The sequence below is a fragment of the Propioniciclava sp. genome (genome assembly GCF_047602245.1).
Classification (GTDB): Bacteria; Actinomycetota; Actinomycetes; order Propionibacteriales; family Propionibacteriaceae; genus Propioniciclava.
In genome coordinates, this window is record NZ_JASGHT010000001.1 from 1,848,113 (window position 1) to 1,873,533 (window position 25,421).

At 67.5% G+C, this 25,421-nt stretch carries 28 protein-coding genes and 1 tRNA gene; 18 read left to right on the plus strand and 11 right to left on the minus strand.

The genetic code is table 11. The annotated features are described in order from the left end of the window. Nucleotides 1–28: 28 nt before the first annotated feature. Both QM708_RS08795 and QM708_RS08800 read right to left on the minus strand, forming a co-directional pair. The gene (locus tag QM708_RS08795; protein ID WP_415106912.1) at nucleotides 29–523 is read right to left on the minus strand and encodes a beta-class carbonic anhydrase; all 495 of its coding nucleotides are present in this window, start codon (nucleotides 521–523) and stop codon (nucleotides 29–31) included. Between the two features lie 768 nt (nucleotides 524–1,291). Continuing rightward, entirely contained in the window at nucleotides 1,292–3,130 is a 1,839-nt protein-coding gene (locus QM708_RS08800; RefSeq protein WP_415106915.1) for a threonine/serine ThrE exporter family protein, read from the minus strand. A 72-nt stretch (nucleotides 3,131–3,202) separates the two neighbouring features. On the opposite strand from QM708_RS08800, the gene QM708_RS08805 reads away from it, so the two are divergent. Then, on the plus strand, nucleotides 3,203–3,607 hold the full coding sequence (locus QM708_RS08805) for a hypothetical protein (protein ID WP_415106918.1): 405 nt from the start codon (nucleotides 3,203–3,205) through the stop codon (nucleotides 3,605–3,607). A gap of 325 nt (nucleotides 3,608–3,932) precedes the next feature. Further along, nucleotides 3,933–4,601: a hypothetical protein gene (locus tag QM708_RS08810; protein ID WP_415106921.1), complete on the plus strand. Its 669-nt coding sequence runs from the start codon at nucleotides 3,933–3,935 to the stop codon at nucleotides 4,599–4,601. 71 nt (nucleotides 4,602–4,672) lie between these two features. Here the strand turns inward: QM708_RS08810 and QM708_RS08815 are convergent, their stop codons facing one another. Both QM708_RS08815 and QM708_RS08820 read right to left on the minus strand, forming a co-directional pair. Further along, entirely contained in the window at nucleotides 4,673–5,329 is a 657-nt protein-coding gene (locus QM708_RS08815) for a response regulator (RefSeq protein WP_415106923.1), read from the minus strand. 3 nt (nucleotides 5,330–5,332) lie between these two features. After that, entirely contained in the window at nucleotides 5,333–6,562 is a 1,230-nt protein-coding gene (locus tag QM708_RS08820; RefSeq protein WP_415106926.1) for a sensor histidine kinase, read from the minus strand. Between the two features lie 117 nt (nucleotides 6,563–6,679). Here QM708_RS08820 and QM708_RS08825 point away from each other — a divergent pair, with 117 nt between their 5' ends. From QM708_RS08825 to QM708_RS08840, 4 genes are all read left to right on the plus strand, one after another. Continuing rightward, a complete protein-coding gene (locus QM708_RS08825; RefSeq protein WP_415106929.1) occupies nucleotides 6,680–7,342 on the plus strand; it encodes a TetR/AcrR family transcriptional regulator in 663 nt (220 codons plus the stop codon). Continuing rightward, the gene (locus QM708_RS08830; protein WP_415106932.1) at nucleotides 7,339–8,529 is read left to right on the plus strand and encodes a serine hydrolase domain-containing protein; all 1,191 of its coding nucleotides are present in this window, start codon (nucleotides 7,339–7,341) and stop codon (nucleotides 8,527–8,529) included. The genes QM708_RS08825 and QM708_RS08830 overlap by 4 nt, the downstream gene beginning before the upstream one ends. A 61-nt stretch (nucleotides 8,530–8,590) precedes the next feature. Further along, nucleotides 8,591–8,785, plus strand: a complete 195-nt coding sequence (locus tag QM708_RS08835; RefSeq protein ID WP_415106935.1) for a type II toxin-antitoxin system VapC family toxin — start codon at nucleotides 8,591–8,593, stop codon at nucleotides 8,783–8,785. Nucleotides 8,786–9,133: 348 nt separating this feature from the next. Continuing rightward, nucleotides 9,134–10,150, plus strand: coding sequence for an LCP family protein (locus tag QM708_RS08840; RefSeq protein ID WP_415106938.1), 1,017 nt, complete (start codon nucleotides 9,134–9,136; stop codon nucleotides 10,148–10,150). Between the two features lie 42 nt (nucleotides 10,151–10,192). On the opposite strand, the gene QM708_RS08845 is transcribed toward QM708_RS08840, so the two are convergent. The 3 genes from QM708_RS08845 to QM708_RS08855 form a co-directional block, all read right to left on the minus strand. Further along, nucleotides 10,193–11,059: a type II CAAX prenyl endopeptidase Rce1 family protein gene (locus tag QM708_RS08845; protein ID WP_415106941.1), complete on the minus strand. Its 867-nt coding sequence runs from the start codon at nucleotides 11,057–11,059 to the stop codon at nucleotides 10,193–10,195. Nucleotides 11,060–11,160: 101 nt separating this feature from the next. Then, nucleotides 11,161–11,661, minus strand: a complete 501-nt coding sequence (locus QM708_RS08850) for an HAAS signaling domain-containing protein (protein WP_415106944.1) — start codon at nucleotides 11,659–11,661, stop codon at nucleotides 11,161–11,163. Then, nucleotides 11,658–12,005, minus strand: coding sequence for a PadR family transcriptional regulator (locus tag QM708_RS08855; protein WP_415106946.1), 348 nt, complete (start codon nucleotides 12,003–12,005; stop codon nucleotides 11,658–11,660). Before QM708_RS08855 ends, QM708_RS08850 begins: the two co-directional genes overlap by 4 nt. Nucleotides 12,006–12,452: 447 nt before the next feature. Here QM708_RS08855 and QM708_RS08860 point away from each other — a divergent pair, with 447 nt between their 5' ends. From QM708_RS08860 to QM708_RS08875, 4 genes are all read left to right on the plus strand, one after another. Then, nucleotides 12,453–13,313: an ABC transporter substrate-binding protein gene (locus tag QM708_RS08860; protein WP_415106949.1), complete on the plus strand. Its 861-nt coding sequence runs from the start codon at nucleotides 12,453–12,455 to the stop codon at nucleotides 13,311–13,313. 66 nt (nucleotides 13,314–13,379) lie between these two features. Beyond that, the gene (locus tag QM708_RS08865) at nucleotides 13,380–14,240 is read left to right on the plus strand and encodes an amino acid ABC transporter permease (RefSeq protein WP_415106952.1); all 861 of its coding nucleotides are present in this window, start codon (nucleotides 13,380–13,382) and stop codon (nucleotides 14,238–14,240) included. 7 nt (nucleotides 14,241–14,247) lie between these two features. Next, a complete protein-coding gene (locus QM708_RS08870) occupies nucleotides 14,248–15,021 on the plus strand; it encodes an amino acid ABC transporter ATP-binding protein (protein WP_415106955.1) in 774 nt (257 codons plus the stop codon). Between the two features lie 18 nt (nucleotides 15,022–15,039). Beyond that, on the plus strand, nucleotides 15,040–15,984 hold the full coding sequence (locus QM708_RS08875; protein ID WP_415106958.1) for a DMT family transporter: 945 nt from the start codon (nucleotides 15,040–15,042) through the stop codon (nucleotides 15,982–15,984). Here the strand turns inward: QM708_RS08875 and QM708_RS08880 are convergent. Both QM708_RS08880 and QM708_RS08885 read right to left on the minus strand, forming a co-directional pair. After that, entirely contained in the window at nucleotides 15,961–16,683 is a 723-nt protein-coding gene (locus QM708_RS08880) for a GntR family transcriptional regulator (protein WP_415106992.1), read from the minus strand. The genes QM708_RS08875 and QM708_RS08880 overlap by 24 nt on opposite strands. Nucleotides 16,684–16,816: 133 nt before the next feature. Beyond that, entirely contained in the window at nucleotides 16,817–17,269 is a 453-nt protein-coding gene (locus tag QM708_RS08885) for a VOC family protein (protein WP_415106995.1), read from the minus strand. Between the two features lie 184 nt (nucleotides 17,270–17,453). On the opposite strand from QM708_RS08885, the gene QM708_RS08890 reads away from it, so the two are divergent. The 7 genes from QM708_RS08890 to QM708_RS08920 all read left to right on the plus strand — a co-directional run bounded on the left by QM708_RS08890 (nucleotide 17,454) and on the right by QM708_RS08920 (nucleotide 21,913). Beyond that, nucleotides 17,454–17,951: a hypothetical protein gene (locus QM708_RS08890; RefSeq protein WP_415106998.1), complete on the plus strand. Its 498-nt coding sequence runs from the start codon at nucleotides 17,454–17,456 to the stop codon at nucleotides 17,949–17,951. A gap of 66 nt (nucleotides 17,952–18,017) precedes the next feature. After that, nucleotides 18,018–18,344 carry a glycine cleavage system protein H gene (locus tag QM708_RS08895; protein WP_415107001.1) on the plus strand — a complete coding sequence of 109 codons (327 nt, stop codon included), beginning with the start codon at nucleotides 18,018–18,020 and terminating at the stop codon, nucleotides 18,342–18,344. A gap of 169 nt (nucleotides 18,345–18,513) precedes the next feature. Then, nucleotides 18,514–20,004 (plus strand): hypothetical protein, encoded by a 1,491-nt coding sequence (locus QM708_RS08900; RefSeq protein ID WP_415107005.1) that lies wholly within the window; start codon nucleotides 18,514–18,516, stop codon nucleotides 20,002–20,004. A gap of 133 nt (nucleotides 20,005–20,137) precedes the next feature. Then, nucleotides 20,138–20,614, plus strand: a complete 477-nt coding sequence (locus QM708_RS08905; RefSeq protein WP_415107008.1) for a hypothetical protein — start codon at nucleotides 20,138–20,140, stop codon at nucleotides 20,612–20,614. Further along, a complete protein-coding gene (locus QM708_RS08910) occupies nucleotides 20,614–20,817 on the plus strand; it encodes a helix-turn-helix transcriptional regulator (protein ID WP_415107011.1) in 204 nt (67 codons plus the stop codon). The genes QM708_RS08905 and QM708_RS08910 overlap by 1 nt, the downstream gene beginning before the upstream one ends. Before the next feature lie 112 nt (nucleotides 20,818–20,929). Beyond that, a complete protein-coding gene (locus QM708_RS08915) occupies nucleotides 20,930–21,313 on the plus strand; it encodes a VOC family protein (RefSeq protein ID WP_415107014.1) in 384 nt (127 codons plus the stop codon). A gap of 30 nt (nucleotides 21,314–21,343) precedes the next feature. Next, the gene (locus tag QM708_RS08920; RefSeq protein WP_415107017.1) at nucleotides 21,344–21,913 is read left to right on the plus strand and encodes a dihydrofolate reductase family protein; all 570 of its coding nucleotides are present in this window, start codon (nucleotides 21,344–21,346) and stop codon (nucleotides 21,911–21,913) included. Nucleotides 21,914–21,965: 52 nt separating this feature from the next. Here the strand turns inward: QM708_RS08920 and QM708_RS08925 are convergent, their stop codons facing one another. Together QM708_RS08925 and QM708_RS08930 are read right to left on the minus strand one after the other, a co-directional pair. Next, on the minus strand, nucleotides 21,966–22,511 hold the full coding sequence (locus tag QM708_RS08925) for a putative immunity protein (RefSeq protein ID WP_415107020.1): 546 nt from the start codon (nucleotides 22,509–22,511) through the stop codon (nucleotides 21,966–21,968). 368 nt (nucleotides 22,512–22,879) lie between these two features. Next, nucleotides 22,880–22,952: transfer RNA gene (locus QM708_RS08930), tRNA-Ala, on the minus strand. Nucleotides 22,953–23,175: 223 nt separating this feature from the next. Here QM708_RS08930 and QM708_RS08935 point away from each other — a divergent pair. After that, nucleotides 23,176–25,419 carry a transglycosylase domain-containing protein gene (locus tag QM708_RS08935; protein ID WP_415107023.1) on the plus strand — a complete coding sequence of 748 codons (2,244 nt, stop codon included), beginning with the start codon at nucleotides 23,176–23,178 and terminating at the stop codon, nucleotides 25,417–25,419. Nucleotides 25,420–25,421: the final 2 nt, after the last annotated feature.

Below are 25,421 nucleotides of genomic sequence, written 5' to 3' on the forward strand. Positions count from 1 at the left end.
TACGCAGCGTAGTGGAAAGGGGTTTACGTCAACAGAGTCGTTCCAAAATCCCGGTGTCGACATCGTAGAGGAAGCCGCCGACCTGTGCGCGGCCGGCGATCAGCGGGTGTGCCCGGAGCAGGTCGACGTCGGCGCGCAGCTTGCCGGCCTGGTCGGGATCCGCGCCGAACGCGAACTCCGAGGCGTCCGCTCCGGTGGCTTCGGCGATGCGCCGGCGCAGGTCGTCGTCGGTGCCACTGGCCATCGCGCACCGGGTGTGGGCGACCACCAGGATGTGCGTCACGCGCAACAACTGGACGCCGAGCGCGCACCCGGCGAGGGCGTCCGGAGTGACATGGCCGCCGGGTGTGCGCAGGATCTTGGCCTCGCCCAGGTAGAGCCCGACCATCTCCAGTGGCTGTAGGCGCGAATCCATGCAGGTGACGATCGCCACGCCCGCGTGGGCGTAGCCGTCGAAGTTGCGCGGAGCGGAGGTCGCGTACCGCCGGTTGGCTTCGAGGAGCGCGTCGAAAGAGGTGTCCACGCGCACAGACTACGGTTCCCCCGCCTTGTCGTCGCGAGACTCTGAGGGTTAGTCGGAAACTCTGGGGGAGTGGCCCGGTCACGCCGCCCGGGTTGGACGCGTTCGCCCGGGTTGGACGCGCGTCCGCCGGGTCGCGTTCGCCCGGGTTAGTCACGTTCGCCCGGCCTGTAGCCCGGTGTAGTCACCGTCGCCCGGGTAAGAAACAGGGCGACGGTGCGGAGGCCGGGCGACGTGCGGCGCCTCCGACCAGAGCGTCGGCGTCCGGGGCGCCGCCTTGCTGCCACTGTGGTCGCGTCTGCCCGATTGACCGGTGATGGAGCGTGCGCTCCGTCGCCGCGCGTGAGAAAGGGTCGCCGCGCGCATGCTGCAACATGCGCCACGCCGCGGTAAGCAGAGCAGCATCACCGAGCGTACGCTCCATCACCCTCGTTGAGGCAGGTCGGCGTGAACGCCGCCACGGCGGACTGGCGTTTGGGGTGGGTGAACACGGTTATGGGCGACTGGCGCCGCCGTGCATCAGTGCCGGTGCCCAGAGAAGAGGTGAGAAGGACCGGGTTGGTAGTCCAGCCCGATTGTTCTCATGTCCGCGGGTTCTGGGGCCTCTGCGCTGGAGCGAGGATGAAGTGAGAAGGATCGGGCTCGTACTCATGCCCGATCGTTCTCACCTCCAACTACCGTGACATGGACCTCACCGCGTCTAGGGCACGTCCAAGGTTCCGATAACCCTCTCGGGAAGATCGCGCCGGCCAGTTGGGGAGTGGCGGCGGTTCACAGCAGGGAGCGCTCGCGGACGCGCAGCCCGCCGATCAGCGCGGTGCCCGCCAGGGTGCCCAGCGCGATGGCGAGCATGGTGGACGCCGTCGCGATCAGCGTGTTGATCCCGGCCGTGTCGCCGTCCAGCAGGCTGGCGACACCGACCAGGCCCAGGGCGCCGGGAACCATCAACCAGAACGCCGGCAGGAAGCTGACGAAGGGGGCGGGGCCGCCCGGCTGGCGCGCGATCAGGATGGTCACCGGGGTGATCGCGACCGCGGCGATGAAGGCCGACATGATGCCGCCGACGACGAGATCGGTGACCACCTGGACGCCGTAGGCGGTGTACAGCACCAGCAGGATCCACCCGATGGCGCGCCGCCGTGCGCACCGGTAGACGGTGATGCCCAGCCCGAACAGGCCGACCGCCACCCAGGGACCCGCCGTCCCGATCGGGTCGCGCGCGGTGCTCAGGTCGAGATGCGGAACGCCGACCAGGGCGGACGCCGCCACCACGCCGGCGGCCAGCAGGGCCAACTGCATAAAGCCGGCCGCGAGGCGTCCGGCCCCCGACATCATCTGGCCGGTGGACAACTCGATCGCGCCCGTGGTGAGCAGGCCGCCCGGCAGCATCATCACCAGGGGGGCGATGAGCGAGGGCAGCACGCCGGGGTCCAGCCCGACGGTGCTCACCACCAGGACCGTGATCGAGACGACGTAGGACAGTGCCACCGTGAGGAGTGCCCGGTAGCGGGCCGGAGAATGCTCGCTCAACGTGAGCACCGTCCCGACACCCAGGCCGAGTCCGGCGGCCAGCGCTGTCCCGGTCCACGACGCCCCGAGCAGCACGGCCAGGCTAGCCGACAGCAAGGTGTAGGCCGCGATCCGTTGCGCGGAGGTGTAGGGCAGCGGCATCGCGCGGGCGGCGGCGATGTGCGCGCGGACGCGGGCGGGGGCGAGGTTGCCGGTGCGGGCGGCGTCCACCACCGTGTCCACGGCGTCGATCTGGGCCAGGTTCAGGTCCGACCGCCCGCTGACGACCGCGCTGGTGTGCACCGCGGTCATCGACCGCGACGAGATGATCAACGCGGTGGGCAGCACGATGATCTCGGTGCCGGCGGCCCCGTTGACCCGGGCGATGTCGGCCAGCGCGATCTCGACGCTGGTCACCGAGTGGCCGGCATCGATCATCGCCTCGCCGGCCGTCTCCAGGCTGGCCAGCAGTTCCTCGGGCGTGGCGGAGGGCGCCGGGGATATGGATGCGTTGGTATCCGCGCCGGGCTCCTCCGGGGACTGCGTGGGGGGCTCGCCGTCGGGAGCCGTGGTCGCCCCGCGGGGGCGGCGGTCGGGCAGCGCCGACACCAGCAGTGCGCAGATCACCAGCACGATGACCGCGATCCACCACGTCAGCGGCGTTGTCGTGCGGCTGGCCGAGGCCGGCGGCGACCCCTGCAGCACCGGCGGCGCGCTCGCCCGCGCGCTGGCGGTAGCCGTGGCAGGCGCGCTCACCGCTGGGGAGGGAACCGCGGCGGACGCCTGCGCCGACGGCGAGGCCACGGCACTCGGGCTCGGGGCGGGCGGCGCGGGTTCGGCGGGGACGCTGGCGGTCGCGGAGGTGGACGCGGACGCGACCGGGGGCGCGCTGGCGACCGGCGTGGAGGGTGTGGCCGACGGCACTGGTGACTCGGTCCGGGCCGTCGGGACTGCTGGGAGCGCCGTCTCGTCCGTCTCGGCGCGTGCCGGGGCCGCGCACAGGCCCATCGCGCACGCGACGGCGATCGCTGTCGTCGCGGCGCGCATGGCTGAGCGCCGGACGAGTCCGGTTCGTGGGGGTGGAGCGAGGGGTCGGCTCACGCCGGCGAGTCTAGGTGTGGCGTCTGACATTTACGGATACCTGGTCGGTCGTGAGCGCGGTAGGTTGACGTCATGTCTGAGCAGCCCGCAACCAACCGCCGTGACGCGGCCCGCCGGATGGCGGAGATGGCGGAGTCGGCCAAGCGCGCGGAGGCGCAGTCCGCGCAGGTCCTGATCGACGAGTTCGTCGTGCGGGCGCGGGCGCGCGGCCTGAAGCCGGAGCGGCTGGTGGCCACGCAGATGGACGGGCGTCCGGCGAAGACCGACAAGACGGGCTGGTATCTCAACCGCAGCCGCAGCATCGCGATCGGCGAGGACGGCTCGTGGTACGTGCTGACGGTGCCGACGATCTCCCGATGGGGGCGGATGAAGGGTGTGTCGCTGGTGGCGTCGCCGCCGGAGATGGTGGTCGGACGCGGTGCGCGCGACGGCGAAAGCGGAGACCTAAGCGAGTTCCTGGACCGGTTGCTGCCCTGACCGGTGTTGGCGGTCGTCCGCTGAAACGGTTCTGTGCGGAGGGTCCGGAGCGGTGTTCACCCGGTGGTGAATACGGCGCCGAGGGACTGCGGCACCCCTACCTACAGCCCCCCGGGCACCCCCAGGATACGGCGACTTTGTCTGGTTGAGCAATAAACTCACTCAGGAAACTCTTGGGATTTTCTTCGGTATTGGCAAGGATTTCCGTGCTTATTTCCGCTCCTTGAGCGGCGTCGTCAGCCGGACAACACCACGCAGCCGCCGGACAACACCGCTCGTGGGCCGGGCAACACCTCGGGAGACACCCCGAAGCCAGGCTGCCGCTATGACCAGGAACGGCCTCTCCCGCACCCTCCAGATGCTCAACGCCGAATGGGCGGAACTGAGTACCTCGCCGTTACCCACCCCCTGGCTGCTCGCGCACGACGGCTTTGAGGAGGGCGACACGCTCGGCGACATCCCGCGGCGGGTGCGCGAGCGGCCCGATGCGACGTTGCTGGCGCTGCTCACCCTGCATCGCGGTGGGGACGCGCTGGCCGCGCGGGCGGTGATCCAGGCGATGGTGCCCAAGATGGTGCTGATGGCCGGGCGTGACCCGGAATCGAGCTTCGACGACTACCTCGGCGCGCTGTGGCTGCGCATCGTCACCTACCCGCTTGAGCGGCGCCGCCGGGCGATTGCGGCGAACCTCGCTCTCGACACGCTCAAGTCGGTGACCGCCACGGCCCGCGCCCCGCGCCCCGCCGGGCTGGTGTGGGAACCGGTCGATCCGCTCGACGATGCCGCGCCCGTGCTTGCCGCGGGCGTGCGCCTGGGTGTCATCGACGCACGCACCAGCCGCACCCTCGCCACGGTCTACCTGGCCGGGCGCACCAGTGCCGCGGCCGGGCAGGTGCTCGGTGTCTCGGCGGACGCCGTGCGCTGGCGCTGTTCGAAGGGCGTTCGCGCGTTGCGGGCCGCACGCGACGAACTCAGAGAGGCGGTGGCGGGATGACGCTCAGCGGCAGGCACTGCGAGAGGTGCTCGCCGGGTCAACGGCCGGCACTGCGTGGGATGCTCGCCGGGTCAACGGCCGGCGAGGCCGTTCTCGAACGCGAACAGCACCAGCCCGACCCGGTCGCGGGCGTTGAGCTTGGTCAGCAGCCGGCCGATGTGCGTCTTCACCGTCCCTTCGGCCATGAAAAGGGTGCGTGCGATCTCGGCGTTGGTTGCGCCCGTCGCCACCTGCAGCAGTACCTCCCGCTCGCGTTCGGTCAGCAGGGCGAGGCGCGGGTCATGTTCACCGGGCGCCGGCGCGAGCGTGGGGACGACGTGATCGAGCAGCCGGCGAGTGGTGGACGGCGCGACGACCGCGTCGCCGGCGGCCACGTTCCGAATCGCGTTGAGCAGGTCGGCCGGGCGGGCGTCCTTGAGCATGAAACCGCTCGCGCCGGCCTTCAGCGCTGCGAACGCGTACTCGTCGAGATCGAAGGTGGTCAGCACCAGCACCCGGGTGGGCAGGTTGGCCTCGGTGATCCTCCGGGTCGCCTCGACCCCGTCCATCACCGGCATCCGGATGTCCATGAGCACGACATCGGCCGGATCAGCCTGGAGCGCCCGGACGGCCTCGGCGCCGTCGGGGGCCTCGCCGACGACGGCGAGATCGTCTTCGGTGTCGATGAGCATCCGGAACCCGCTGCGGACGAGGGCCTGGTCGTCGGCGAGGAAGACACGGATCGGCATGGGTCAACTCCTTGGGCTGGGTGGGGTGGACGGGACGTCGCCGGCGGGCAGCGTGGCGGTGACGCGGAATCCGGGACCATCATTCAGCGGCCCGGCGCGCAAGACCCCGCCCATGGAGGTCACGCGCTCGTGCATACCGCGCAGGCCGTTGCCTCCCCCGTCGGTCGGATTCTCGACGCCGTCGCCGTCATCAAGGACGTCCACCGTGATCGAACCGGGCGAGTAGGCGAGCGTGACAGTCGCGTTGGCGCCCGGCCCGGCGTGCTTGAGGAAGTTGGTGAGCGCCTCCTGGGTGACCCGGTAGACGGTCAGGGCCAGGGTGGGCGAGACGGCGTACGGGGTGCCGTGTTCGATCAGGGTGGCGCGTTCGGAGGTGCGCGCCACCAGGTCGGGGATGTCGTGCAGCGTCGGCGACGGCGCGAACGCAGGGCGGTCCTCGGCGTCCGGCCCGGCGCGCAGGACGCCAACGATCCGCCTCATCTCGTGCAGCGCTTCGCGGCCGGTCTCGGCGATCGTGTCGAGGGCTTCGGCCGCCACCTCGGGCTTGCGTGTCGCCGCGGCCCGCCCGCCTTCGGCCTGGACGATCATCACCGACAGCGAGTGGGCGACGATGTCGTGCAGTTCGCGGGCGATCATCGCGCGGGTGGATGCCTCGGCCAGCCGGGCCTGCTGCTCCCGCTCGGCGAGCAGCAGCGTGTAGCGCTCCTCAGCGGCCTCGACCTGCCGGATGCGGGCGTCGGCTACCTCGCGGGAGCGGCGTCCGATCGCGTACGGGGTGAGTACGGCACCGAAGCAGGCGGCCCAGAAGAGAATGTCGGCGCTCGGGTTGGTGGCGGAGTTCACGAACCAGCGCATCGGGCCGAGCACCGAGGCGAAGGCGCCGATGACGATCACGCTGCGCGACAACGGCCCCGGCACCCACCGGGCGACGCTGTAGGAGACGATCGGCACCGCGATCAGCGACACCGTCGGGCCGTCGAAGACGACCAGGTGGGCCGATCCGGCCAGCGTGCAGAGCACGAGCATCACCAGCGGTGCGTGACGGCGCAGCAGCAACGGCATGGTCATGCTGGAGGTCAGCAGGAGGAAGATGAACCCGGAATAGTAGCCAGGCGGCGGGTTGAACAGGTGGTAGACCACTGAGGCGAGCGTCAGCGACACCGCGAGGAACCCGTCGGCGACCCAGTCGCGCTGGGTCGCGCCCGGGGGAAACAGGGCGTCGCTGGTGTTCATCGCTTCCAGCCTAGAGACCGGCCCAAGCCTTCGCGCGGTGCGGGGGCGTCCGGATGCCGCGCCGGAGAAAAGGGGCACACTTGCGATGATGTCATCAATGATGACATCATCGTCTACATGGCACGCAGAACTCTCACCCCGGCCACCATCGTCGACGCGGCGGTCGCGATCGCCGCACGGGCTGAACCGGACGGGCTGACCGGCCGCGTCCTCGGCGCCGAGCTGGGCGTCGACCGGTCGGCGGTCTGGCGGCACTTCAAGGATCATGACGCGCTGCTGCGCGCGGTCGGTGACCGGCTGTTGCGGATGGCGCTCGACGCGGTCCCGGCCAGGCTGGCGCCGCACGAGCGGATGATGGCGCTCGCCCGCTCGGTGGTCGGGACCTTCGTCGCGCACCCTCACGTCGGTGCCGCGATCTCCGGCCGCACCACCCAAGGCGAGGGCGAGCTGGCCATGGTCGAGTTCACGCTGCAGGCGCTCGGTGAGGCCGGGGTGCCTGCGGAGCAGTGCGCGCGGCAGCAGCGGACGCTCGCCGACACGATCCTCGGCTATGCCGGGCTGCGCGCCAGCAAGGCGCTGCTGTCCGAAGAGATCCGCCAGCGCGACCAGCAGGCCTGGATGGGCACCTACGCGACGGTGTCGCCGCAGACGCATCCGGCGATCGCCCGGCATGTGACGGATCTGGCCGCGGTCACCGACGATGACGTGCTCGAATCCCTGCTGGCCGCGCTGTGGGCGGCCGTCCGTGGCGTGATCGACACCGTCGGCGGCGTGAAGTGACGGCGCGCACCACCCCGCCCCGGCGTGTGTGGCGCCGGCTCACGATCACCGCGACGGCGCTGCTGGTGCTCGCCGGTCTGGCCTACGGCGCCACCGCGGTGCTGCGCGTGCCCCCGCCGCACGCCCTGGTGCGGCTGCAGACCACGCCGCCGTCGGCGCAGGGCCAGGTGTTCGCCTCGCGCCCGGTCGTCTCCTCCGGCGAGGCGCGGCCGTTCGAGGTGGCGGCGGATGGACGGCTGCCCGCGACGGTCCCGTGGAAGGGAGCCGAGATCTCGGTGCACAAGATGCTCGACCTCACCCACAGTCGCGCCTTCGTTGTGCTGCGGGACGGCAAGATCGTCCACGAGTGGTACGCCGACGGCGTCGATGCCGGAACCCGGCTCTCGTCGTGGTCGGTGGCCAAGTCGGTCGTCTCGCTGATGGTGGGCCAGGCGATCGAGCGCGGCGCCCTCTCGGAGGACGACCGGCTGGTCGACCTGCTCCCCGAACTGCGTGCGGGGGGCGAATACGACACGATCACCGTCCGGGATCTGCTCGACATGGCCTCCGGCATCGCCGTCTCGGAGAACTATAACCCGTGGTGGCCGGTCACCGGCACCGCGCGGCTGCTGCTGAGCACCGATCTGCCCGGCTACCTCGGCGAGCACCGTGAGGTTTCCTTCACCCCGGGAACCCGCGGCGAATACCGCAGCGTCGACACCCAGATGCTCGCCTTGATCCTCGCCCGGGTGGACGGACGCCCGCTGGGCCAGATCGCGTCCGAAGACCTGTGGACGCCGCTGGGCGCCGAGGCCGGCGCGAACTGGAATCTCGACCGCGAAGGCGGCACCGAGAAGGGGTTCTGCTGCCTCAACGCGACCGCACGCGACTTCGCCCGGATCGGTCAGCTGGTGCTCGACGAGGGCCGCGCCGGCGGCGTCCAGGTGGTGCCCCAGGCCTGGATCCGGCGCATCTCGACGCCGTCGGAACTGCCGATCGGCGAATGGGGCTACTCCGCGCAGTGGTGGCATCCGCCGGCCGGCGATGGTGACTTCACCGCTCTCGGCGTCTTCGGCCAGTACATCTACATCAACCCGGACGCCCGTACCGTCATCGTGAAACTCAGCGACCACGGCACCGAACAGGACGAGATCGACACCGTCGGCGCGATGCGCTCCCTCGCCGAAGGGTTGGCGTCCGGCGCGTGAGGGGGGAGGCCCGTGGCTCGGGCGCAAGCTCGATGACGAGCAGGCCCGGCAATCCCTCCGGGTGCTCGGCGAGATGGTGGTGGACGTCGACCCGACCGACATGCTGCTCCCGCGGATGTGGGAACTCCGGTCGTCGCTGAGCGCCTACGACGCCGGCTATGTGGCCGCTGCCGAAGCGCGGGGCTGTGCGCTGGTCACCGCCGACGCCAGGATCCTGCGGTCGGGAGTGGCTTCCTGCCCGGTGCGACTTCTGTAGTGCGGATCGGGTGCGTCAGGTGAACACCGCCGCGACGGCCAGCAGGGCGCCGTGGACGAGGCCGGACGCCACGAAGCTGCCGCCCCTTGGCGCGGTGAGCGAGTCGGCGGTGTTCATCGCTTCCAGCCTAGAGACCGGCCAAGCACCCGTCCCAGTGCGGGGGTGTGCGGACGCCTCACCGGCGCCCCGACCTACACTGTGGGGGTGAAGGCCGTGGGGTGGATCGCGTTGATTGCGGCGCTGGCGACGTTCGTTTACGCGCAACGTGCGAAGCGGGCCCGCGGCGTCCGGCTTTGGGCCGACGCGACTCGCGGCTGAGGTTCGCATTCGACAGGAAGAGTGACCGGCATGGGCGTGCCCGCACAAGACGCTGACGAGCCGACCAGGCGCAAGCGTGGATTCGCGACCTGGTTTTTCGCCATCGTGGGCGGGCTGGTCGCGCTGGGGCTGATCGCCTCCGGCTTCTATGTATGGCGGGTGTGGTCGACCGTCAACGAGTTCGAGCGCAGCGACACGCTGCTGCCGACGGCGTCGGGGCGGCCTCCGGCGGAGGCGAGCGCCGCGGGCTCGCTCAACTTCGTCCTGATGGGGAGCGACGCGCGCAGCGACGACGAGCAGGGCCGCAGCGATGTGCTCATGCTCGCGCATGTGCCGCCCGCGCGTGATCACGTGTATCTGGTGTCCTTCCCGCGCGACATGTGGGTGGATGTTCCCGGACGCGGGTACGCGAAGATAAATGCCGCCTACGCCTGGGGTGGCGACCAGCTGGTGATCAGCACGCTGGAGTCGATGCTCGACGTGCGCGCCGACCATGCCGTGAAGATCGACTTCGACGGCTTCATCGGCCTGACCACGGCGCTGGGTGGGGTGACCCTCGACAATCGTGTCGCCTCGAGCGCCGAGAGAGGACGGTACTGGTGGCCGAGGGGAGAGATCACGATCCAGGGCGAAGAGGCGCTCCGCTACGTGCGTCAGCGCAAGGAGTTGCCGGGCGGGGACCTGGATCGCGCCGAGCGGCAGCGTGCGGTGGCGAAGGCCATCCTGGTCAAGGCGATGAGCGCGGATGTCCTGGCGAATCCGCTCGCCTTCAACGACTTCATGGGTAAGGTCGGCCGTTACGTCACCCTCGACAGCGGGCTCACCAACGATGCGCTCTTCTCGATCGCGACGAGCATGCGGCTGACGTCCTCGGCCGACATCAGGATTCTCCAGGCACCTCTGGGCGGGTTCAGCACGTCATCCGATGGCCAGGCGATCGATCTGGTCAACGAGGAACAGCTCGGCGAACTCGCCCAGGCGATTCGCGCCGGCTCGATGGGCGACTACTACGACCGCTACAAGAACCAGCCCTTCGCCGGCCGCTGACGACGAGCTCACGTCCCTCCTGCCCGCGCGGGGGCGTCCGCCTCAGGCAAACACGGCCGCGATGGCCAGCAGGACGCCGTGGACGAGGCCGGACGCCACGAAGCTGCCGCCCTTGGCGCGGACGTAGCCGAACAGCAGACCCGAGACGGCCGTCCACAGCGCCCAGCCGCCCTGGAAGGGTGCCGACGCCGACAGATAGTGGGCGAGGCCGAAGATCACCGAGGCCAGCGCCCAGCCCCAGCCCAGGTCGGTGCCGAAGATGCGCCAGGGGCGTCCGAACGCCTGATCCAGGCGGGTCTGCATGATGCCCCGGAAGAGCAACTCCTCGCCCGGGCCGACCACGAGCAGAGCGATCAGGATGCGTGAGAGCAGCGGGAACGAGTCGGCCGTCAGGGCGGACGCCACCACGCCACCGGCCAGCACGGCGGCGGCGATGGCCACCTGGGGCGCGGCGAGCGAGCCGGCGGTGCTGGGCCGGATCTTGCGGATCACCACGCCCGTCAGCGGAAGGGCCGCGGCGTAGGCGGCGGCCAGCACCAGGCCTCCCGTCCAGTCGAACGGCGACCAGCCCAGCACTCCCAGCAGCGGGAAGGCTAGCCCGCTGATCGGGCCGATCACGGCCAGCGCGGTGAGGGCCGTCTCGAGGGGGCGTCCGATCTGGCCGAAGGTGACCCCGAGGCGTCCGGATCGCAAGCCGAGGAGACGCACCAGGATCAGCGGCACCACCATGAGCGCGAGCACCTGGATCAGCCACGGCCCGCCGAGGGTGTCCTGTTCCCAGCGCAGCCATCCCGGCGCCACCAGGCGGGCCAGCCAGAACGTGCCCATCGCGGCGGTCGCGATGCCGAGCACCTCCACCACCGCCCTGGGGCGCGCAACGGGCCGTGGTGTGGCGTCCTGTGTCGACATGATGTCCCTCCAGGCCGAGCGAGCGGGTGGGCTCCGTCGCTTCGTTCTTCCAGCCTAGGACGACCGGCGGCGCTGTGGGCGGGGTTGGGGAGGGTGGCCCGCTATCGGGCGAACAGGCGCCAGGCGCGGGCGCTGACCAGCCAGACCAGGACGACGGCGAGCAGCCACACCCAGGAGAATCCACCGTAGTTCGCCGAGATCTCGTGCGCGGTATTGATCGCATCGATACGGACGCCCAGGGCATCGACCGTCGCGGTGCCGCCCCCGGAAGCACCGAGGGCGTCGAGCATGCCGAAGGTGTAGATCATCACCGCGTACAGCCCCAGGCCGAAGGTGATCACCGCGCCGATGGCTCCGGCGAACCAGTTCGGGCCGCGGCGCGGCTCCTCGTCGAGGTAGGCGCGGGCCAGCGAGCGGGCGGTGCCGAGCTCGGCGATCGCCTCGGCCATGCCGTTCTCGCCGGCGGCCTCGGCCAGGTTGCGCTTCAGTTCGTCCTTGATGGTGCGCCGCTGCCGCCCCGAGAGCGGAGACAGCCACAGGTCGACATCCTGCAGGTAGGACCACCGGCGCCACCGGTCGGACAGGGTCAGGTGCGTGCTCATGAGTTCGTCTCCTCTCGTCGTTGGGTGATGGTGTCCACGACCTTGCGCAGTTCCGCCCAGGCGAGCAGGCCGCTGCGGTAGCGCTCCTGCCCTGACGGTGTGGGCCGGTAGTACTTGCGTGCGGGGCCGGACGCCGAAGCCTCCAGCCTCGATGACAGGTGTCCCTCCCGCTCGAGCCGCCCCAGCACCGGGTAGACGGTGCCCGGGGAGACGTCGTGCAGCCCCGACTCGCGCAGCCGCGTGACCAGTTCGTAGCCGTAGCTTTCGGCTTGGTCGAGCAATCCGATCACCAGGATCGGCAGCACCCCCTTGAGTAGCTGGGGGTCGCGTTCTTCGGCTTTCATGCTCGTACACTAGGCCAGCTAGTATGCAATGTCAAGTACTGAGTTATGCGGAGATCTAGGGATGGCTACTGAGTCGCCCGGTGGTGTCGTGCGGGAGGCGTCCCCGTCTGCCAATACCTACCTCCGTGGCGCGCTTGGCCGCCTATTCGTGGGGCTGATCTCCTTGGCGAGCCGGGCGGTGTGGTTCCCCGGCTGGGGATTTATCACGACCGTAACAGTATGGTCACGATCCCGACATGACTATAGACGTATTCTGTATACGAGACATAATACAACTCTGTATACGGTCTTTCTTCGCTGTTGGCGAAGTGGTGACCCCAGGGGGCGTACGTCCATACGACTCCTCGCCAGCCGCAGTCGCGGCCATTAGAGAACTGAGGGAGCTTCTGGTGCTCCCCGCGATCCGAAAGGACCGAGTAAATGCGCAAACTCTTCTCTCGTCGTGCGGTGGCCATCGCGGCCGCCACTGCGGCGTTCAGCCTCGCGCTGGCCGGGTGCGGTACAAGCAATGGTTCCCCGAGCGGCGGCACGGGAGGCGGAAATGCGTCGGGAATCCGGACGGTGACGAACGGCGTCCTCAAGATCGGATCGCAGCAGTCCTACATTCCGGGAGAGTTCTTCAAGGAGGGCAGCACTCAGGTCGAGGGATTCACCGTCGATATCCTCACTGAGATCGCCTCGCGCCTCGGGCTCAAGACCGAATGGGTCCAGATCGACTACTCGGCCATCATCACCGGTTTGCAGTCCAACCAGTTCGATATGGGATCCGGTGGCATGAGCCCCAATCCCGAGCGCCTCAATCAGGTCGACATGGTGGGTTACTTCAACTCCGGGGCGACCTTCGTCCTCAACAAGAAGGACGCCGGAAAGTACCAGAACGCACAGTCCTTCTGTGGTCAGACGATCGGAATGCTGGAGGGGTCGACCACCCTTGAGGCCGCCGTCAAGCGGGAGAACGAGAAGTGCGGCGATCCGATCCGCGTGGAGTACTACACCTCGACGCCGCTTGGCTTGCAGGGTCTGCTGTCGGGTCGTATCGCCGCTTACACCCCGGACGTCGCGCAGACGCAGTACATCGTCAGCCAGAACCCGAATGATTTCGTCCCGATCGGCGACTACACCCTCGTCGAATACCTGATCAACTTCACCTTCGCAAAGAACAACGTCCAGTTGCGTGATGCGATCTACAAGGCGCTTCAGGACATGATGAGCGACGGAACGTACAACAAGATCCTCGACAAGTGGGGCATCGACCAGGGGCGCCTGTCCAAGCCCGCCCTCAACGGCAACTACGACGCCACTCCCTAACCAGACCGATTGGTGGAGGGTCCGCCTGCCGTCGGGCGGGCCCCTACCCAGGATCAAAGGACAACTATGACTGCGTCATCGGAATCGCAATCATTGACCCAAGAGGTCTACTTCCCCGTACGAAAATCAACTCCGTGGGGCCAGATCGTTCAGGCCGTGATCGTCGTCGTGATCGTCGTCTGGGTTCTGAGCGCGTTCGTCGGATCAGGGGTGTTCGATCTTCCCACAGTCGGGCAGTACCTGTTCGGTCCTCAGATTCTTCAGGGCGTATGGGCGACGCTGACGCTCGCCACTTTGTCGACGGCGATCGCCATCGTGCTCGGCACGGTCGTCGCGCTGATGAGGATCTCCAACAACAAGGTGGTCTCCGCGGTGGCGCAGGCCTACGTCTTCGTGTTCCGTGGCACCCCGATGCTGGTTCAGCTTCTGATCTGGTTCTACGCGATCCCACGCGTCATCGGGCATGTGACCATCGGTATCCCCTTCACGAACACGGTGTTCGTGGATCAGCCCGCGAGCACGTTCTTCACGCCCTTCGTGGCTGGTCTCTTCGCGCTGTCCTTCGCGGAGACGGGCTACATGGCGGAGGTGATCCGGTCGGGAATCCTGGGCGTTGATGCGGGTCAGCGGGACGCGGCGCGTGCGCTCGGCGTGACCAAGGGCAAAATCATGCTCCAGATCGTGTTGGCGCAGGCGCTGCGGATCGTCATGCCGTCGATGGCCAACCAGTACATCATGATGATCAAGAACACCTCCTTGGCCTACACGATCGGCTACATGGAGATTCTCCTCAATGTGAGCCGTGTCTACTACGCGAACTTCAAGTACCTGGAGCTGTTGCTCGTCGCAGCGTTCTGGTATCTCGTCCTGACCGCCGTGATCACGGCTCTGCAGCATATTCTCGAGACCAAGTTCCCCGCGAGATAGGTGTCCGATGTCTGAACGTATTCTCAAAATGAAGTCCAAGCACATCTTCAAGTCGTTCGGCTCTCACACGGTGTTGAAGGACGTCTCGGTGAAGGTGTACGAGGGTGAGGTCGTCGCGCTGATCGGGCCCTCGGGTGCCGGCAAGTCGACGTTCCTGCGATGCGTGAACAACCTGCAGCCGATCGACTCGGGCACGATCGAGGTCGGGGGCGAGCTGATCGGCTACACGAAGGTGGGTGACAGCCTTCGTGAACTCAACGACCGGCAGGCCGCTGCACAGCGGGCGAAGGTGGGCATGGTCTTCCAGAACTTCAATCTGTTCCGGCACATGACCGCACTGGAGAACGTCAGCTATGGCCAGGTGGAGGTGCTGGGTCGTTCCAAGAAGGAGGCCAAGGAGAGGTCCCTCCAGTTGCTGGCCCAGGTAGGCCTTCAGGGTAAGGACGGCCACTATCCGGCTCAGCTCTCGGGTGGGCAGCAGCAGCGGGTGGCGATCGCGCGGGCTCTGGCGATGGATCCGGAGATGATCCTGCTCGATGAGCCGACCAGCGCGCTGGATCCCGAACTGCGCGTGGAGGTGGCGCGGGTGATCAAGGGGCTGGCCTCCGGGCAGCGAACCATGCTGATGGCCACGCACGACATCCCCCTGGTCCGAGACATCGCCGATCACATCATCTTCATGGTCGATGGGCGGATCGAGGAGTCCGGTCCCGCCGAACAGGTGCTCCACGCGCCCAAGAGTGAGCGCACGCTGCAGTTCCTGACAACGATGGGCGAGTGAGAGCGCCCAGGAGGTTCGATGCCAGCGCACGGACGGTTGGTGGCCCCGGATTCGTCGGTGACGGGCGGCAGGATCGCCTTGTACGCCTTGATGGTGACGATCTGGGGCTCCAGCTTCTTCTTCACTTCCCTGGCGCTTCGATCATTCAACCCGCTGCTCCTGGTTGAGCTGAGGCTGATCCTGGCCGGCGCCGTGCTCGGGCTGTTCGTGATGATGGCCCGGCGGTCGCTGCCCAGGACCTGGGTCATGTGGTGGCACTTCATCGTGCTCGGTGCGATCGGGATCGCGCTCCCGCTCTCGTTGCTCACCTGGGCACAGGTCTGGGTTCCCTCATCGATGGCGATCGTGCTCTCCTCGACGACGCCGGTCTTCGTCTTCCTGATTTCCGCCGTGATCTTGAAGAAAGAGCGTTTCCGGTTGACGAAAATGCTGGGAATCTCGCTCTGTTTCGGTGGTGTGGTGTTGTTGACTTTCGACGGGGGTGGTTTCGAGGGGAGTGTGATCTGGCCGATCGTGGTGGTGGTGGCCTCGGCGATCTACGCGATCGCGAATGTCTATGTACGGGTGTTCGTCAGTCACGTCGATCCGATGGTCGTTGCGTTCTTGCAAATGAGCTTCGGTGCGCTGTGGATGATTCCGGTGACCACCCTGACGGGATCCTGGGTGATCGACGCCGTCGGTCCCATCTCGGTCGTGGCCCTGCTCGAACTCGGAATTCTCGGCTCCGGGTTCGCCTATGTCCTCTTTTTCTTCTTCATTCGCACCTGGGGTTCCACGGCCACCTCGCTCAACACCTATCTTCAGCCGGTCGTGGGTGTGCTGTTGGGTGTGGCGGTGCTGGGGGAACGCATGTCTTCGGCGAGTTGGGTCGCACTCGGCGTGATCGTCCTCGGCATCGGCACATTCGGCTGGACGAGCCTTCGAGATCGCCGAGGGCGCCTACCAACCAGAACGGGGAGTTAGATTGAGGGAGCGTGCGAGAACACTCTTCGTGTGTAGAACATGTTCCTTCGCCACGCGCGCCGCGGTGACCGCATCTCGGCCTTTGATGGCTTCGAGGAGTTCGCGATGTTGTTGGTCGACGACAGCGTTGTCGGCTTCACTGAACCGGACAGGGGTGGAGAACGTCCAATAGTTGATGTCGGTGTTCCGCGCAAAGGAGGCGAGAAGCGGGTTTCCGCCGGCCTCGGTGATGAGCGCGTGGAATCGGCTGTTGAGGCGATTGAGTTCGTGGCTGTGCGGGGCGCGTCGCATCTCGTCGAGGAGTTCCTCCAGGCGTGCCACGGTGTCATCGTCGATTCGGGTCGCGGCCAGGCCCGCGGTCGCTGATTCGAGTTCGGCGCGCGCCTCGAGATACTCCAGCACCTCGGAGGGGTCGTGGTCCCGCACCACCCATCCCTTGCGCTGGAGCACGCGGCCCTCCTGCTTGAGTCGCAGCAATGCCTCGCGTACGGGTGTGCGGCTCACGCCCAACGCCTCGGCGAGGTCTTCCTCGACCAGCCGTTCGTTCGGCCTCAGGTCTCCGGCGAGGATGGCGTCGCGGAGGCGTCGATAGGCGGCATCCGCCGAGGTCTCGGTCTGATCGGCGTGGGCGGACGTCGCGTGGCGCCTCCCATTGATCGGGCGGAAATCACCCGTGCCCTGACCGTGTGGCGACGTCATCACTTACTCCCAGCCCTTCGCGGTTCATCATGCCAAGGAATATTCCCGTCACCGCCGCAGCGATGAGGTGGAACGCCTGCTGAGGGTATCACCCGAGTCGAGGAGGGTGAGGCCCCCACGGCCCGGGTGGGGATCAACTCTTCCGGATCTCGAGAATCGTGCCCGCACCGGCGGTGGTATCGAAATAGCAGAATCCGGTGCCGTTGGCGCGCAGCCCGCGGGAGATGATGTCGAGCCCTAGTTCGCGGCCGGCGTTTACCTCGGCTTCGAAATCATCCACGTCGAATCCAATATGGAAGACCCCTTCGCCGCGTTCGTCGAGGAACCGTCGCTGTGGTGTCGGGTGCTCGGAAGGCTCGCACAGCTGGAGCTGGAAGTTCTCCAGGTCGCAGCACTTGTACCGCATGGCCTTGGTGCCTTCTTCACTCGGGACTTCGAGTTCGATGTACGGGCTCGACTTGGGATAGTCGAACCACGGTCCGATTCCGATCTTCTCGTAGTAGGCGACGGACGCCTCCAGGTCGCGCACGATGACGCAGATGTGGTGCAAGCGGCGGAACGGGGTGGCTCTCGGGTCAGTTTGCATACAGATCAGTATACGTTTGGTGCCCGACGACTGGGAAGAGGATTGGCGTGCTGAGAGGGGGCCGCGATCCGAATGTGAGTGGGCAGTATGTTACGAAAGGGTGAAGCGGGCCATCGCTCTGTATACAGATTTGAGTACGGGTGTGTATCCTGGATCTGCATGATCATCGATCAAGGAGAATGACGTGTACTACTTCGCATACTGCACCTTCCTGCCTCAGAATGAGCTCGACAAGTACTACCCCGAGGCCAAGCGCATCACGAAGGCCACCGCGGTGAACTACGAGATCGAGTTCCGCACGGCGAGTGGCCGTGAGGATCGCGGCTGGTGCCACCTCTCCAGCGTGGGCACCTACGGCAAGATCACCCGTGGCGAGGTCATGGAGGTGAATGAGGATCGCATCTACGGCGACTTCGACGACTTCGAGATCTTCTTCCTGACCGTGAAGGGCGACGACGGCAACTACTACGATTGCTTCTCCTATCGCCTCACCGATCCGGGCAAGCGCATGCGCCCGCCGCACTACTACTGGGAGCGCATCCCGCGCGGGTTCGCCGAGCGCGAGTTCGAGGCCGAGTACCAGCAGCACCTGCAGGATGTTTTTGAGAACTCCGCCGAGTGCCCCGACTTCGATCGCCCGATGCCGGCCGGCGGCCCGGGCCGTGGAGCAGACAGCCGCTGACGAGGAATGATGGCCAGGCGCTCGCCCAACGGTGGCGGGCGCCTCGTCGTCGTGGAAGGAAGGTTGATGGCGGAGACCAACCCAGCCCCGATCCCGGGCTTCGAACACCTGTGGATCGTGATCGAGAACGGTGTGGCCACCGTAGGCATCACCCAGGAGACGGCCGACGCCGCAGGCGACTTCATCTTCGTCGAGTTGCCCGAGGTGGGCCGGCGCGTCCGTGCCGGCGAGCCGCTTGGCTCCGTCGAGACCACGAAGTCCATCGTGGACATCGCCTCTCCGCTGACGGCCGTGGTGGCCGAGGTGAACGCGGAACTCGGCGAGCACCCGAGGCTGCTCAACGACGACCCCTACCGCAGCGGCTGGATCGTGCGCCTGCGTCGTGAAAGCTGAGTGAGCGGGTCTCCGCTACGGAGGCGGCTTGCACACCGACCGGATCAAGCTCGACCGCATGATCACGTCGGTGTATCAGGCTGCGTTCTGGCGTCCTCTTCTTCGGTGGACGCCGCCGCGCCCCCGTGGGCTTGGACCGCCGCGCGGCGGCCGGGAGAAAGGAACGAACATGGCTGAATCATGGGTGATCTCGCTCGACAGGCTGCACGTCCACAACGCGGACGAGGATGGCTTCCTCAGCGATGGCGACGAGCCGTACATCGTGATGGTGGGATTCCGGTCGCGCTTCCGCACGCCGGGCTCGACCACGGTGTTCTGGAGCGGCGTCCTGGATGATGACTGGGCCAACGGCATCGACGGCAACCGGTCGAAGGCGATCCCGAGGAAACAGGGTGTGGTGCGCTTCGACAACGTGACCCGGCCGACCGCGCAGCAAGTGCTGGCCGGCGATCTGCCGGAGGTGCTCGGTGCGCTCGTGCTCGTCTTCGAATCGGACGCCACCCCGTTCAGCGCCGTGCGCGGGCTGATCAACGACCTTCAGGCAGCCACCCGGACGCAACTGAAGAGCCTCATCGAGGACGGCAACCTCAACCTGGCCGACCCGAGGCCGGGCATCGACGCGGCGATCAAGAAGATCCGCGCGGCGATGGAGCCGTCCACGCTGGAGAAGATCGGACTGTTCCTGCAGTCGTTCGGTGATCCCGACGATCTGATCGGCATCACGCCGCTGCTCTATGTCGCCGTCGACAGCTCGATGTCGCTGCCGGTCCCGGTGCTGGCAGCGCGCCCGCTGGATCTGCGCTACCAGCCGAGCGGGGTCGACTACCAGATCGCGGGTTCGGTGGCGCAGGTGCCCGTGGGGATCGGCTGGGAGTCCCTCGGCGGAGGGCTCAGCTCGGGGCCGGGTATCGCGAGTTGGGCCTCCAGACGCCTCGACATCGTGGCCCGCGGCACCGATGACGCCTGCTGGCACAAGTGGTTCGACGGTGGCTGGCACGACTGGGAGTCCCTCGGCGGCGTCATCACTTCCGATCCGGCGGCGGTGTCCTGGGGGTCTGGACGCCTCGACGTCTTCGCCCGCGGCACCGACGACGCGTTGTGGCATCGATGGTTCGATGGGCGCTGGCACGACTGGGAGTCGCTCGGCGGAGTGCTGTCGTCCGGGCCTGCGGTGTCGTCGTGGGCGTCCGGCCGGCTGGACGTGTTCGCTGCCGGCACCGACGGCGCGTTGTGGCATCGGTGGTTCGATGGGCGCTGGCACGACTGGGAGTCGCTGGGCGGCACGATCACCAGTGATCCCGCCGCGGTCTCGTGGGCCGAGCGGCGCATCGACGTCGTGGCGCGCGGCACCGACGACGCGTTGTGGCACACGTGGTTCGACGGCGGCTGGCATGACTGGGAGTCGCTCGGCGGCGTGATCACGAGCTCGCCCGGTATCGCGTCCTGGCGCGCCGGACGCCTCGACATCGTCGCGCGAGGCACCGACAACGCCTGCTGGCACAGGTGGTTCGACGGCTGGTGGCATGACTGGGAGACCCTCGGCGGCCAGTTCTCGTCCGGGCTCGACGCGGTGTCGTGGGGGCCCAAGCGCCTCGACATCGTCGGACGCGGCACCGACAACGCCTGCTGGCACGGCTGGTACGACAGCGTCTGGTTCTGAGCGAGGCGGCGTCTTGCCCGGTCCGTGGGTGAGGTGGGAAGGGTCTCCCTCGGGTTTTGTTAAGCACGCTTGACGTCAAACGAGCTTGACTGTACAGTTCACTTGACACCGATCCTCGGAGGAGGGAACTGACATGAACACCGAGAAGAACACACCGAAGAAGCGGTCCTACTGGGGGCGTTCGCGGTTCGGCGGCAGCAGCCGGGCGCTGATCGTCACCTGCCTGGTCGCCGGGGCCGTCCTCGCGCTCCTGTTCGCTTTGCTGATCACCTTCCTACAGACCGGGCCGGCCCTGGACGGCGTCCTGTTCGTCATCAGCGCGATCGTGATGCTGCCCGTGTCGGCCATGATCGTGTGGATCGCCTTGATCGACCGCACGACCTTGACTGATGCGCCGGACGATCCCGAGTCGTCCATCGAGGGACAGTGGCTCGACCGCGCCGGCGCCACCTCGTTCAACCACCTGTTCGCGATCATCGGTCTGGGGGCTGGCGTCTTCTCCTTCATTGAGGTCGCCATCCCGACCCAGTACGTCCTGCTGGGTCTGGCCTTGATCGCCCTTGCCGACTTCGGCTTGCAGTATCAGCTGATCAAGCGGAAGGAACGCTGATGCGCAACTCGCTCCCGGATCTGCGAGCCGAGCGAGGCTGGTCCCAGCAGCATCTCGCCGACTCCTTGGGGGTCTCCCGGCAGACGGTCATCTCGCTCGAGAAGGGACGCTTCGATCCCTCGCTCCCGCTGGCCTTCAGGATCGCGGCCACCTTCGAACGATCCATCGAAGACATCTTCTTCCCCGATGTCACTACGAACTGAACCCAACTACCGAGGGCGTCACCCACCGCGGGTGGCGCCCTCACTCGTGGCGTCCGGTACCCCGTCGTCCCGGAGTCTGTACGCGGCGCGCCCGGTGCGCGATCCTGTCGACATGCCCGCCGCACCGTTCGCCCATTTCGCCATCAACGCTGACGATCCCGAAGCCAGCAAGCGGTTCTACGCCGCCGTGTTCGGCTTCGAATTCGACGCTTGGGGCCCGCCGGGTTTCTTCCACATCCGGGACGCCGCCGCGCGCGTGCCGCTGTTCGCCGCCTTGCAGGCGCGGCGCGACTTCGCCGACGGACGCCGGGTCGTCGGCTTCGAGGTCACCTTCGCCGTCGACGACGTGGATGCGGCTGCTGCGGCGGCCCAGGCCAACGGCGGCGAGGTGTTGAGCGAGCGGACGACCATCGACGGCGTCGGCGACCTCGTATGGCTGGCCGACCCGTCCGGGAACCCGGTCGGAGCCATCCGCTACCTCGCCGACGAGCGCTGACATCACCCCAACGAGACGGAGCGTGACCAGATGAGACCACTTCGATACTCGATCAATACGACGCTCGACGGCTGCTGTCATCACGAGGCGGGGATTCCGCCGAACGAGGAGTCGATGAGCTATTGGACCGCGGAGATGGAGCGCGCCGACGCCCTGCTCTTCGGCCGGGTGACCTACGAGATGATGGAGTCGGCGTGGCGAAAGCCGGCCACAGGCGGATGGCCCGGCTGGATGGAGGAATGGGAGATCCCGTTCGCGGAGGCCATCGACCGGGCGAAGAAGCATGTCGTGTCGAGCACGCTGACCGAGGTCGACTGGAACGCCGAACTGGTGACCGGAGACCTGGAGCAAGCGGTCCGGCGGCTCAAGCAGGAGCCGGGCGGCGGCCTGTGGGTGGGCGGAGTGACCCTGCCCCTGGCGCTGGCGGATCTGGGATTGATCGACGAGTATGAATTCGTGGTGCAGCCGGTCCTCGCCGGACGCGGACCGACCCTGCTCGCCGGACTGCGCGAGCGCATCCAGCTTGAGCTGGTGGATCGTCAGGAGTTCCGCTCCGGGGCGATCGCGCTGCGCTACCGGCCCGCGGAGAGTGCGGACTGACCTCGTCGCCTCCCGTTTGTTGCGGGCTCTCCGGCACGGGCCTGGGTGCTGGTCAGCCGGAGGCCGGCGCTGCCAGCTCAGCTTGGATCTCGCGAATGGTCCTGGCGAGCATTCCCGATGCCAGCAGTCCCTGCCCCAACGGTCCGGAGGAGTTCTCCCCGAGGAGGGGCAGGCGCGACAAGGCGTGACGGACGCCCGCCGTCATGTGATCCAGCTGCCAGCGAACCTCATCGCGACGGGCGGCTTCCGGGTCGGTCGCGGCGAGTGCGGCAGCCATCGCCGCATAGGCAGCCGCCCCCAAAGCGTGGGCGCCCATGTGCGCGACCCCCGAGGCCTGCCCGGCGGATCGGGCCGAGGCCGCCGCCGCGGGCGACTTCGCCGACTGGGCGGCGCGCCCGGCGACGAACCGTTGGCGGATCTCCTCGGCCGTGGCGAGTTCCCCTCGTCCGAACGCCCGCGCGCGGTCGATACCGTCGCGTGCGCGGCCGTCGTCCGGAGCTTCAGCCTCGAACAGAGGCAGAACCCGCTCCGCGCAGTCCGCCGCCCACAAGGCGACAAGACGTCGATCGGTCTCGCTGAGAGCCTGCGGTGACGCCACGGATCAACTCTCGCACGATGCGCGTGCTCTCGAAAACGCTGCGTCCATCCCGATGGGGACGTGGGTGAATGTCATCGCTTGAACACCACGACGGTGTCCGCGTCATCAATGCAAAATCCTGGTGCGTCTACTCGCCACATCTCTACATTGACGGCTTCTGCGTGCCAAAGCACGATGCTCCTGGCTCCTCGCCGACGACATCACAGTCATCCGTCATCCACCTCGACACCGGCGAAATCCTCAGCGAACACACCATCGAGCACACCCGAGGCTACTGGCGAAACCAACTCACCACACCCGGCCGATGGCCCCAGAAACGACAGATGTCTCGCGACATATGAGACACATGTCGCGAGACATCACAAGGGTGGACCCAGGGGGACTCGAACCCCCAACCCCCTGCTTGCAAAGCAGGTGCGCTACCAATTGCGCCATGGGCCCTGGCCGGACCAGTGTACGGCACCCGGCGGGCGGCTCGACAACCGGGGAGATGTCCGGACTGTTACCTGTGAATCGCGGGGGCGGGGGACGTCCGTCTTCGTAATGGCGCGCCAGCCATCTAAGCTAGAACGGGTGTGGTAAGGGTTTCGGGCCACACGACCACGATCCACGGGCGGCGCGAGCGGGCTTCGCCGCGCCCGGTGGGCAGTAGAGAAGGACGTGTATGGCTGATCCGAAGGACACCGGTACTCGCGGTGGCGCCCGGCGCTCCAAGCGCGGCGACCGCCCGCGTACGGCGGGCGACAGGGCACTGTCCGTGTTCAAGTGGATCGGCATCGTCGCGCTCGCGCTCGCGGTGCTCGGCGGCGGCGTCTTCGGTGTCATCTACGCCACCACGCGCATCCCGGATCCGAACGAGGACTTCCAGACCAACGTCACCACCGTCTATTACCGCGACGGCTCGGAGAAGATGGGCGAGTTCGCGGTGCACAACCGGCGTTCGATCCCCCTGTCCGAGATGCCCGAGAACGTCAAGCAGGCCGTCGTCGCCGGCGAGAACGAGAGTTTTTGGACCGACCCGGGCATCTCGTTGCCCGGCCTGATGCGCGCGGTGCAGACGGCGCTGACGCCCGGTGTTGACACCGTCGGCGGCTCGACGATCACCCAGCAGTACGTGAAGGTGCTCTACCTCACCCAAGACAAGAAGCTCACCCGCAAGCTCACCGAGATCATCCTGTCGCTCAAGATCGGCCAGGACATGAGCAAGGGGGATATCCTCGCGGCTTATCTCAATACCGTGTATTACGGACGCGGTGCGTACGGCATCCAGGCGGCCGCGCAGGCCTACTTCGGCATCGACGCCAAGGATCTCAACCTGCAGCAGGCCGTCTCGCTGGCGTCGGTGATCAACTCGCCCAACAACCTCGATCCGGCTCGCGGCGAGAAGCACGCGGCCGACTTGCTCGAGCGCTACCAGTACACGCTCAACCAGATGGTCAAGGTCGGCTACATCACCGAGGCCGAGAAGGACGAGATCTACTTCACGCTGCCCGACTTCCCGAAGCTTCCCTCCGACTCTCGCTTCGGCGGCCCGAAGGGATTCCTGCTGTTCAAGGTGGAGAAAGAGTTGCAGGAGGCGGGCTTCACTCCCGCGCAGATTCGCGGTGGCGGCCTCAGCATCGTCACCACGGTGGACGCCCGCATGCAGGAGGCGGCGGTCAAGGCCGCGCAGAATATGGCCCAGCGCATCGCGAAGCCGCGCCGTCAGGATCCGCTCACCTATAACCCGGCTCTGGCTTCGATCGACACCAAGACCGGCGGCATCCTCGCCATGTACGGCGGCGCGGACGCCACTGCCAGCGCCGACCAGAAGAACTGGGCCGAGGTGCCGCGTCCGACCGGTTCGACCTTCAAGCCGTGGGCGCTGGTGGCCGGTCTGCGGGACGGCGCCACCCTCTACGATCGCTTCAACGGCAACGAGTTCACTCCGCGCGGTGGCCGGACGCCGGTGACCAACGGTGGCCGCAACTATGGCCCGGTCACTCTGGAAAAGGCGACCACGTCCTCGATCAACTCCGCCTATGTCGACCTGGTTCGGCAGATGAAGGACGGTCCGGCCAAGGTGCTGCAGGTGGCCCGCGATGTCGGCATCACCACGCCGATGCCTGATGAGGTGATCACCGACCGGGTTGCGCTCGGCATGGCCGAGGTCTCGCCGCTGGAGGCCGCCCGCGGGCTGGCCACCCTCGTCAACGAGGGCAAGCGGACGACCCCGCACATCGTCGCGCAGGTCAAAGATCTGCAGGGCAAGGTGATTTACGAGCCGATGATCGCCGCCGAACAGACGATCGATCCGGTCGTCGCGCAGAACGCGGTCCATGCGCTGACCGGCGTCGTCCAGGACGGCACCGCGACGAGCATCCGCGCCCTCGGCCACCAGGTGGCCGGCAAGACGGGCACCTATTACAACTCGGCTATCCGCGAGACCAAAGCGACTTGGTTCATCGGTTCGACCAAGCAGATCTCGACCGCGGTCGTCCTGACGGTGGGGCCCACGGGGTACGGCAACCTCGGCCAGATCTACGGTTCGACCTACGCCGCCCCGGGCTGGTTGGAGTACATGCGCGTCGCCATGAAGGACCTGCCCAAGGAGCGGTTCCCGGGTCCGGCCAAGCAGAAGGGCTCCGGACGGTTCACCGCCCCGGCGGCGCCCCGGACCTCCAAGCCCTCGACGAGCGTCAAGAGCACCGCCCCGTCGGCGTCGTCGGCGCCGAAGCAGAGCGCGGCGCCCGCCACGCCCCCGCCGTCGGCCCCGGCCGAGAACGCGGGGCCGGCGACCAGCCCCGCGGCGTCCGCACGCCCCACCCGCTCGAACGACCGAGGTGCCGCCCCGGGCGGCGGAACCAAGCAGGGCGAGACCGCCGACGGCGGCCAGAATGGGCAGACCGGACGCGACGGACGCGGCTAGAT

Coding starts and splice junctions, on each gene's coding strand:
- QM708_RS08935 (WP_415107023.1), top strand. CDS start 23,176: ATGGCTGATCCGAAGGACACCGGTACTCGCGGTGGCGCCCGGCGCTCC.
- QM708_RS08900 (WP_415107005.1), top strand. CDS start 18,514: ATGGCTGAATCATGGGTGATCTCGCTCGACAGGCTGCACGTCCACAAC.
- QM708_RS08915 (WP_415107014.1), top strand. CDS start 20,930: ATGCCCGCCGCACCGTTCGCCCATTTCGCCATCAACGCTGACGATCCC.
- QM708_RS08855 (WP_415106946.1), bottom strand. CDS start 12,005: ATGAAAGCCGAAGAACGCGACCCCCAGCTACTCAAGGGGGTGCTGCCG.
- QM708_RS08885 (WP_415106995.1), bottom strand. CDS start 17,269: ATGCAAACTGACCCGAGAGCCACCCCGTTCCGCCGCTTGCACCACATC.
- QM708_RS08815 (WP_415106923.1), bottom strand. CDS start 5,329: ATGCCGATCCGTGTCTTCCTCGCCGACGACCAGGCCCTCGTCCGCAGC.
- QM708_RS08910 (WP_415107011.1), top strand. CDS start 20,614: ATGCGCAACTCGCTCCCGGATCTGCGAGCCGAGCGAGGCTGGTCCCAG.
- QM708_RS08875 (WP_415106958.1), top strand. CDS start 15,040: ATGCCAGCGCACGGACGGTTGGTGGCCCCGGATTCGTCGGTGACGGGC.
- QM708_RS08805 (WP_415106918.1), top strand. CDS start 3,203: ATGTCTGAGCAGCCCGCAACCAACCGCCGTGACGCGGCCCGCCGGATG.
- QM708_RS08905 (WP_415107008.1), top strand. CDS start 20,138: ATGAACACCGAGAAGAACACACCGAAGAAGCGGTCCTACTGGGGGCGT.
- QM708_RS08810 (WP_415106921.1), top strand. CDS start 3,933: ATGACCAGGAACGGCCTCTCCCGCACCCTCCAGATGCTCAACGCCGAA.
- QM708_RS08920 (WP_415107017.1), top strand. CDS start 21,344: ATGAGACCACTTCGATACTCGATCAATACGACGCTCGACGGCTGCTGT.
- QM708_RS08840 (WP_415106938.1), top strand. CDS start 9,134: ATGGGCGTGCCCGCACAAGACGCTGACGAGCCGACCAGGCGCAAGCGT.
- QM708_RS08850 (WP_415106944.1), bottom strand. CDS start 11,661: ATGAGCACGCACCTGACCCTGTCCGACCGGTGGCGCCGGTGGTCCTAC.
- QM708_RS08895 (WP_415107001.1), top strand. CDS start 18,018: ATGGCGGAGACCAACCCAGCCCCGATCCCGGGCTTCGAACACCTGTGG.
- QM708_RS08845 (WP_415106941.1), bottom strand. CDS start 11,059: ATGTCGACACAGGACGCCACACCACGGCCCGTTGCGCGCCCCAGGGCG.
- QM708_RS08820 (WP_415106926.1), bottom strand. CDS start 6,562: ATGAACACCAGCGACGCCCTGTTTCCCCCGGGCGCGACCCAGCGCGAC.
- QM708_RS08870 (WP_415106955.1), top strand. CDS start 14,248: ATGTCTGAACGTATTCTCAAAATGAAGTCCAAGCACATCTTCAAGTCG.
- QM708_RS08865 (WP_415106952.1), top strand. CDS start 13,380: ATGACTGCGTCATCGGAATCGCAATCATTGACCCAAGAGGTCTACTTC.
- QM708_RS08825 (WP_415106929.1), top strand. CDS start 6,680: ATGGCACGCAGAACTCTCACCCCGGCCACCATCGTCGACGCGGCGGTC.
- QM708_RS08880 (WP_415106992.1), bottom strand. CDS start 16,683: ATGACGTCGCCACACGGTCAGGGCACGGGTGATTTCCGCCCGATCAAT.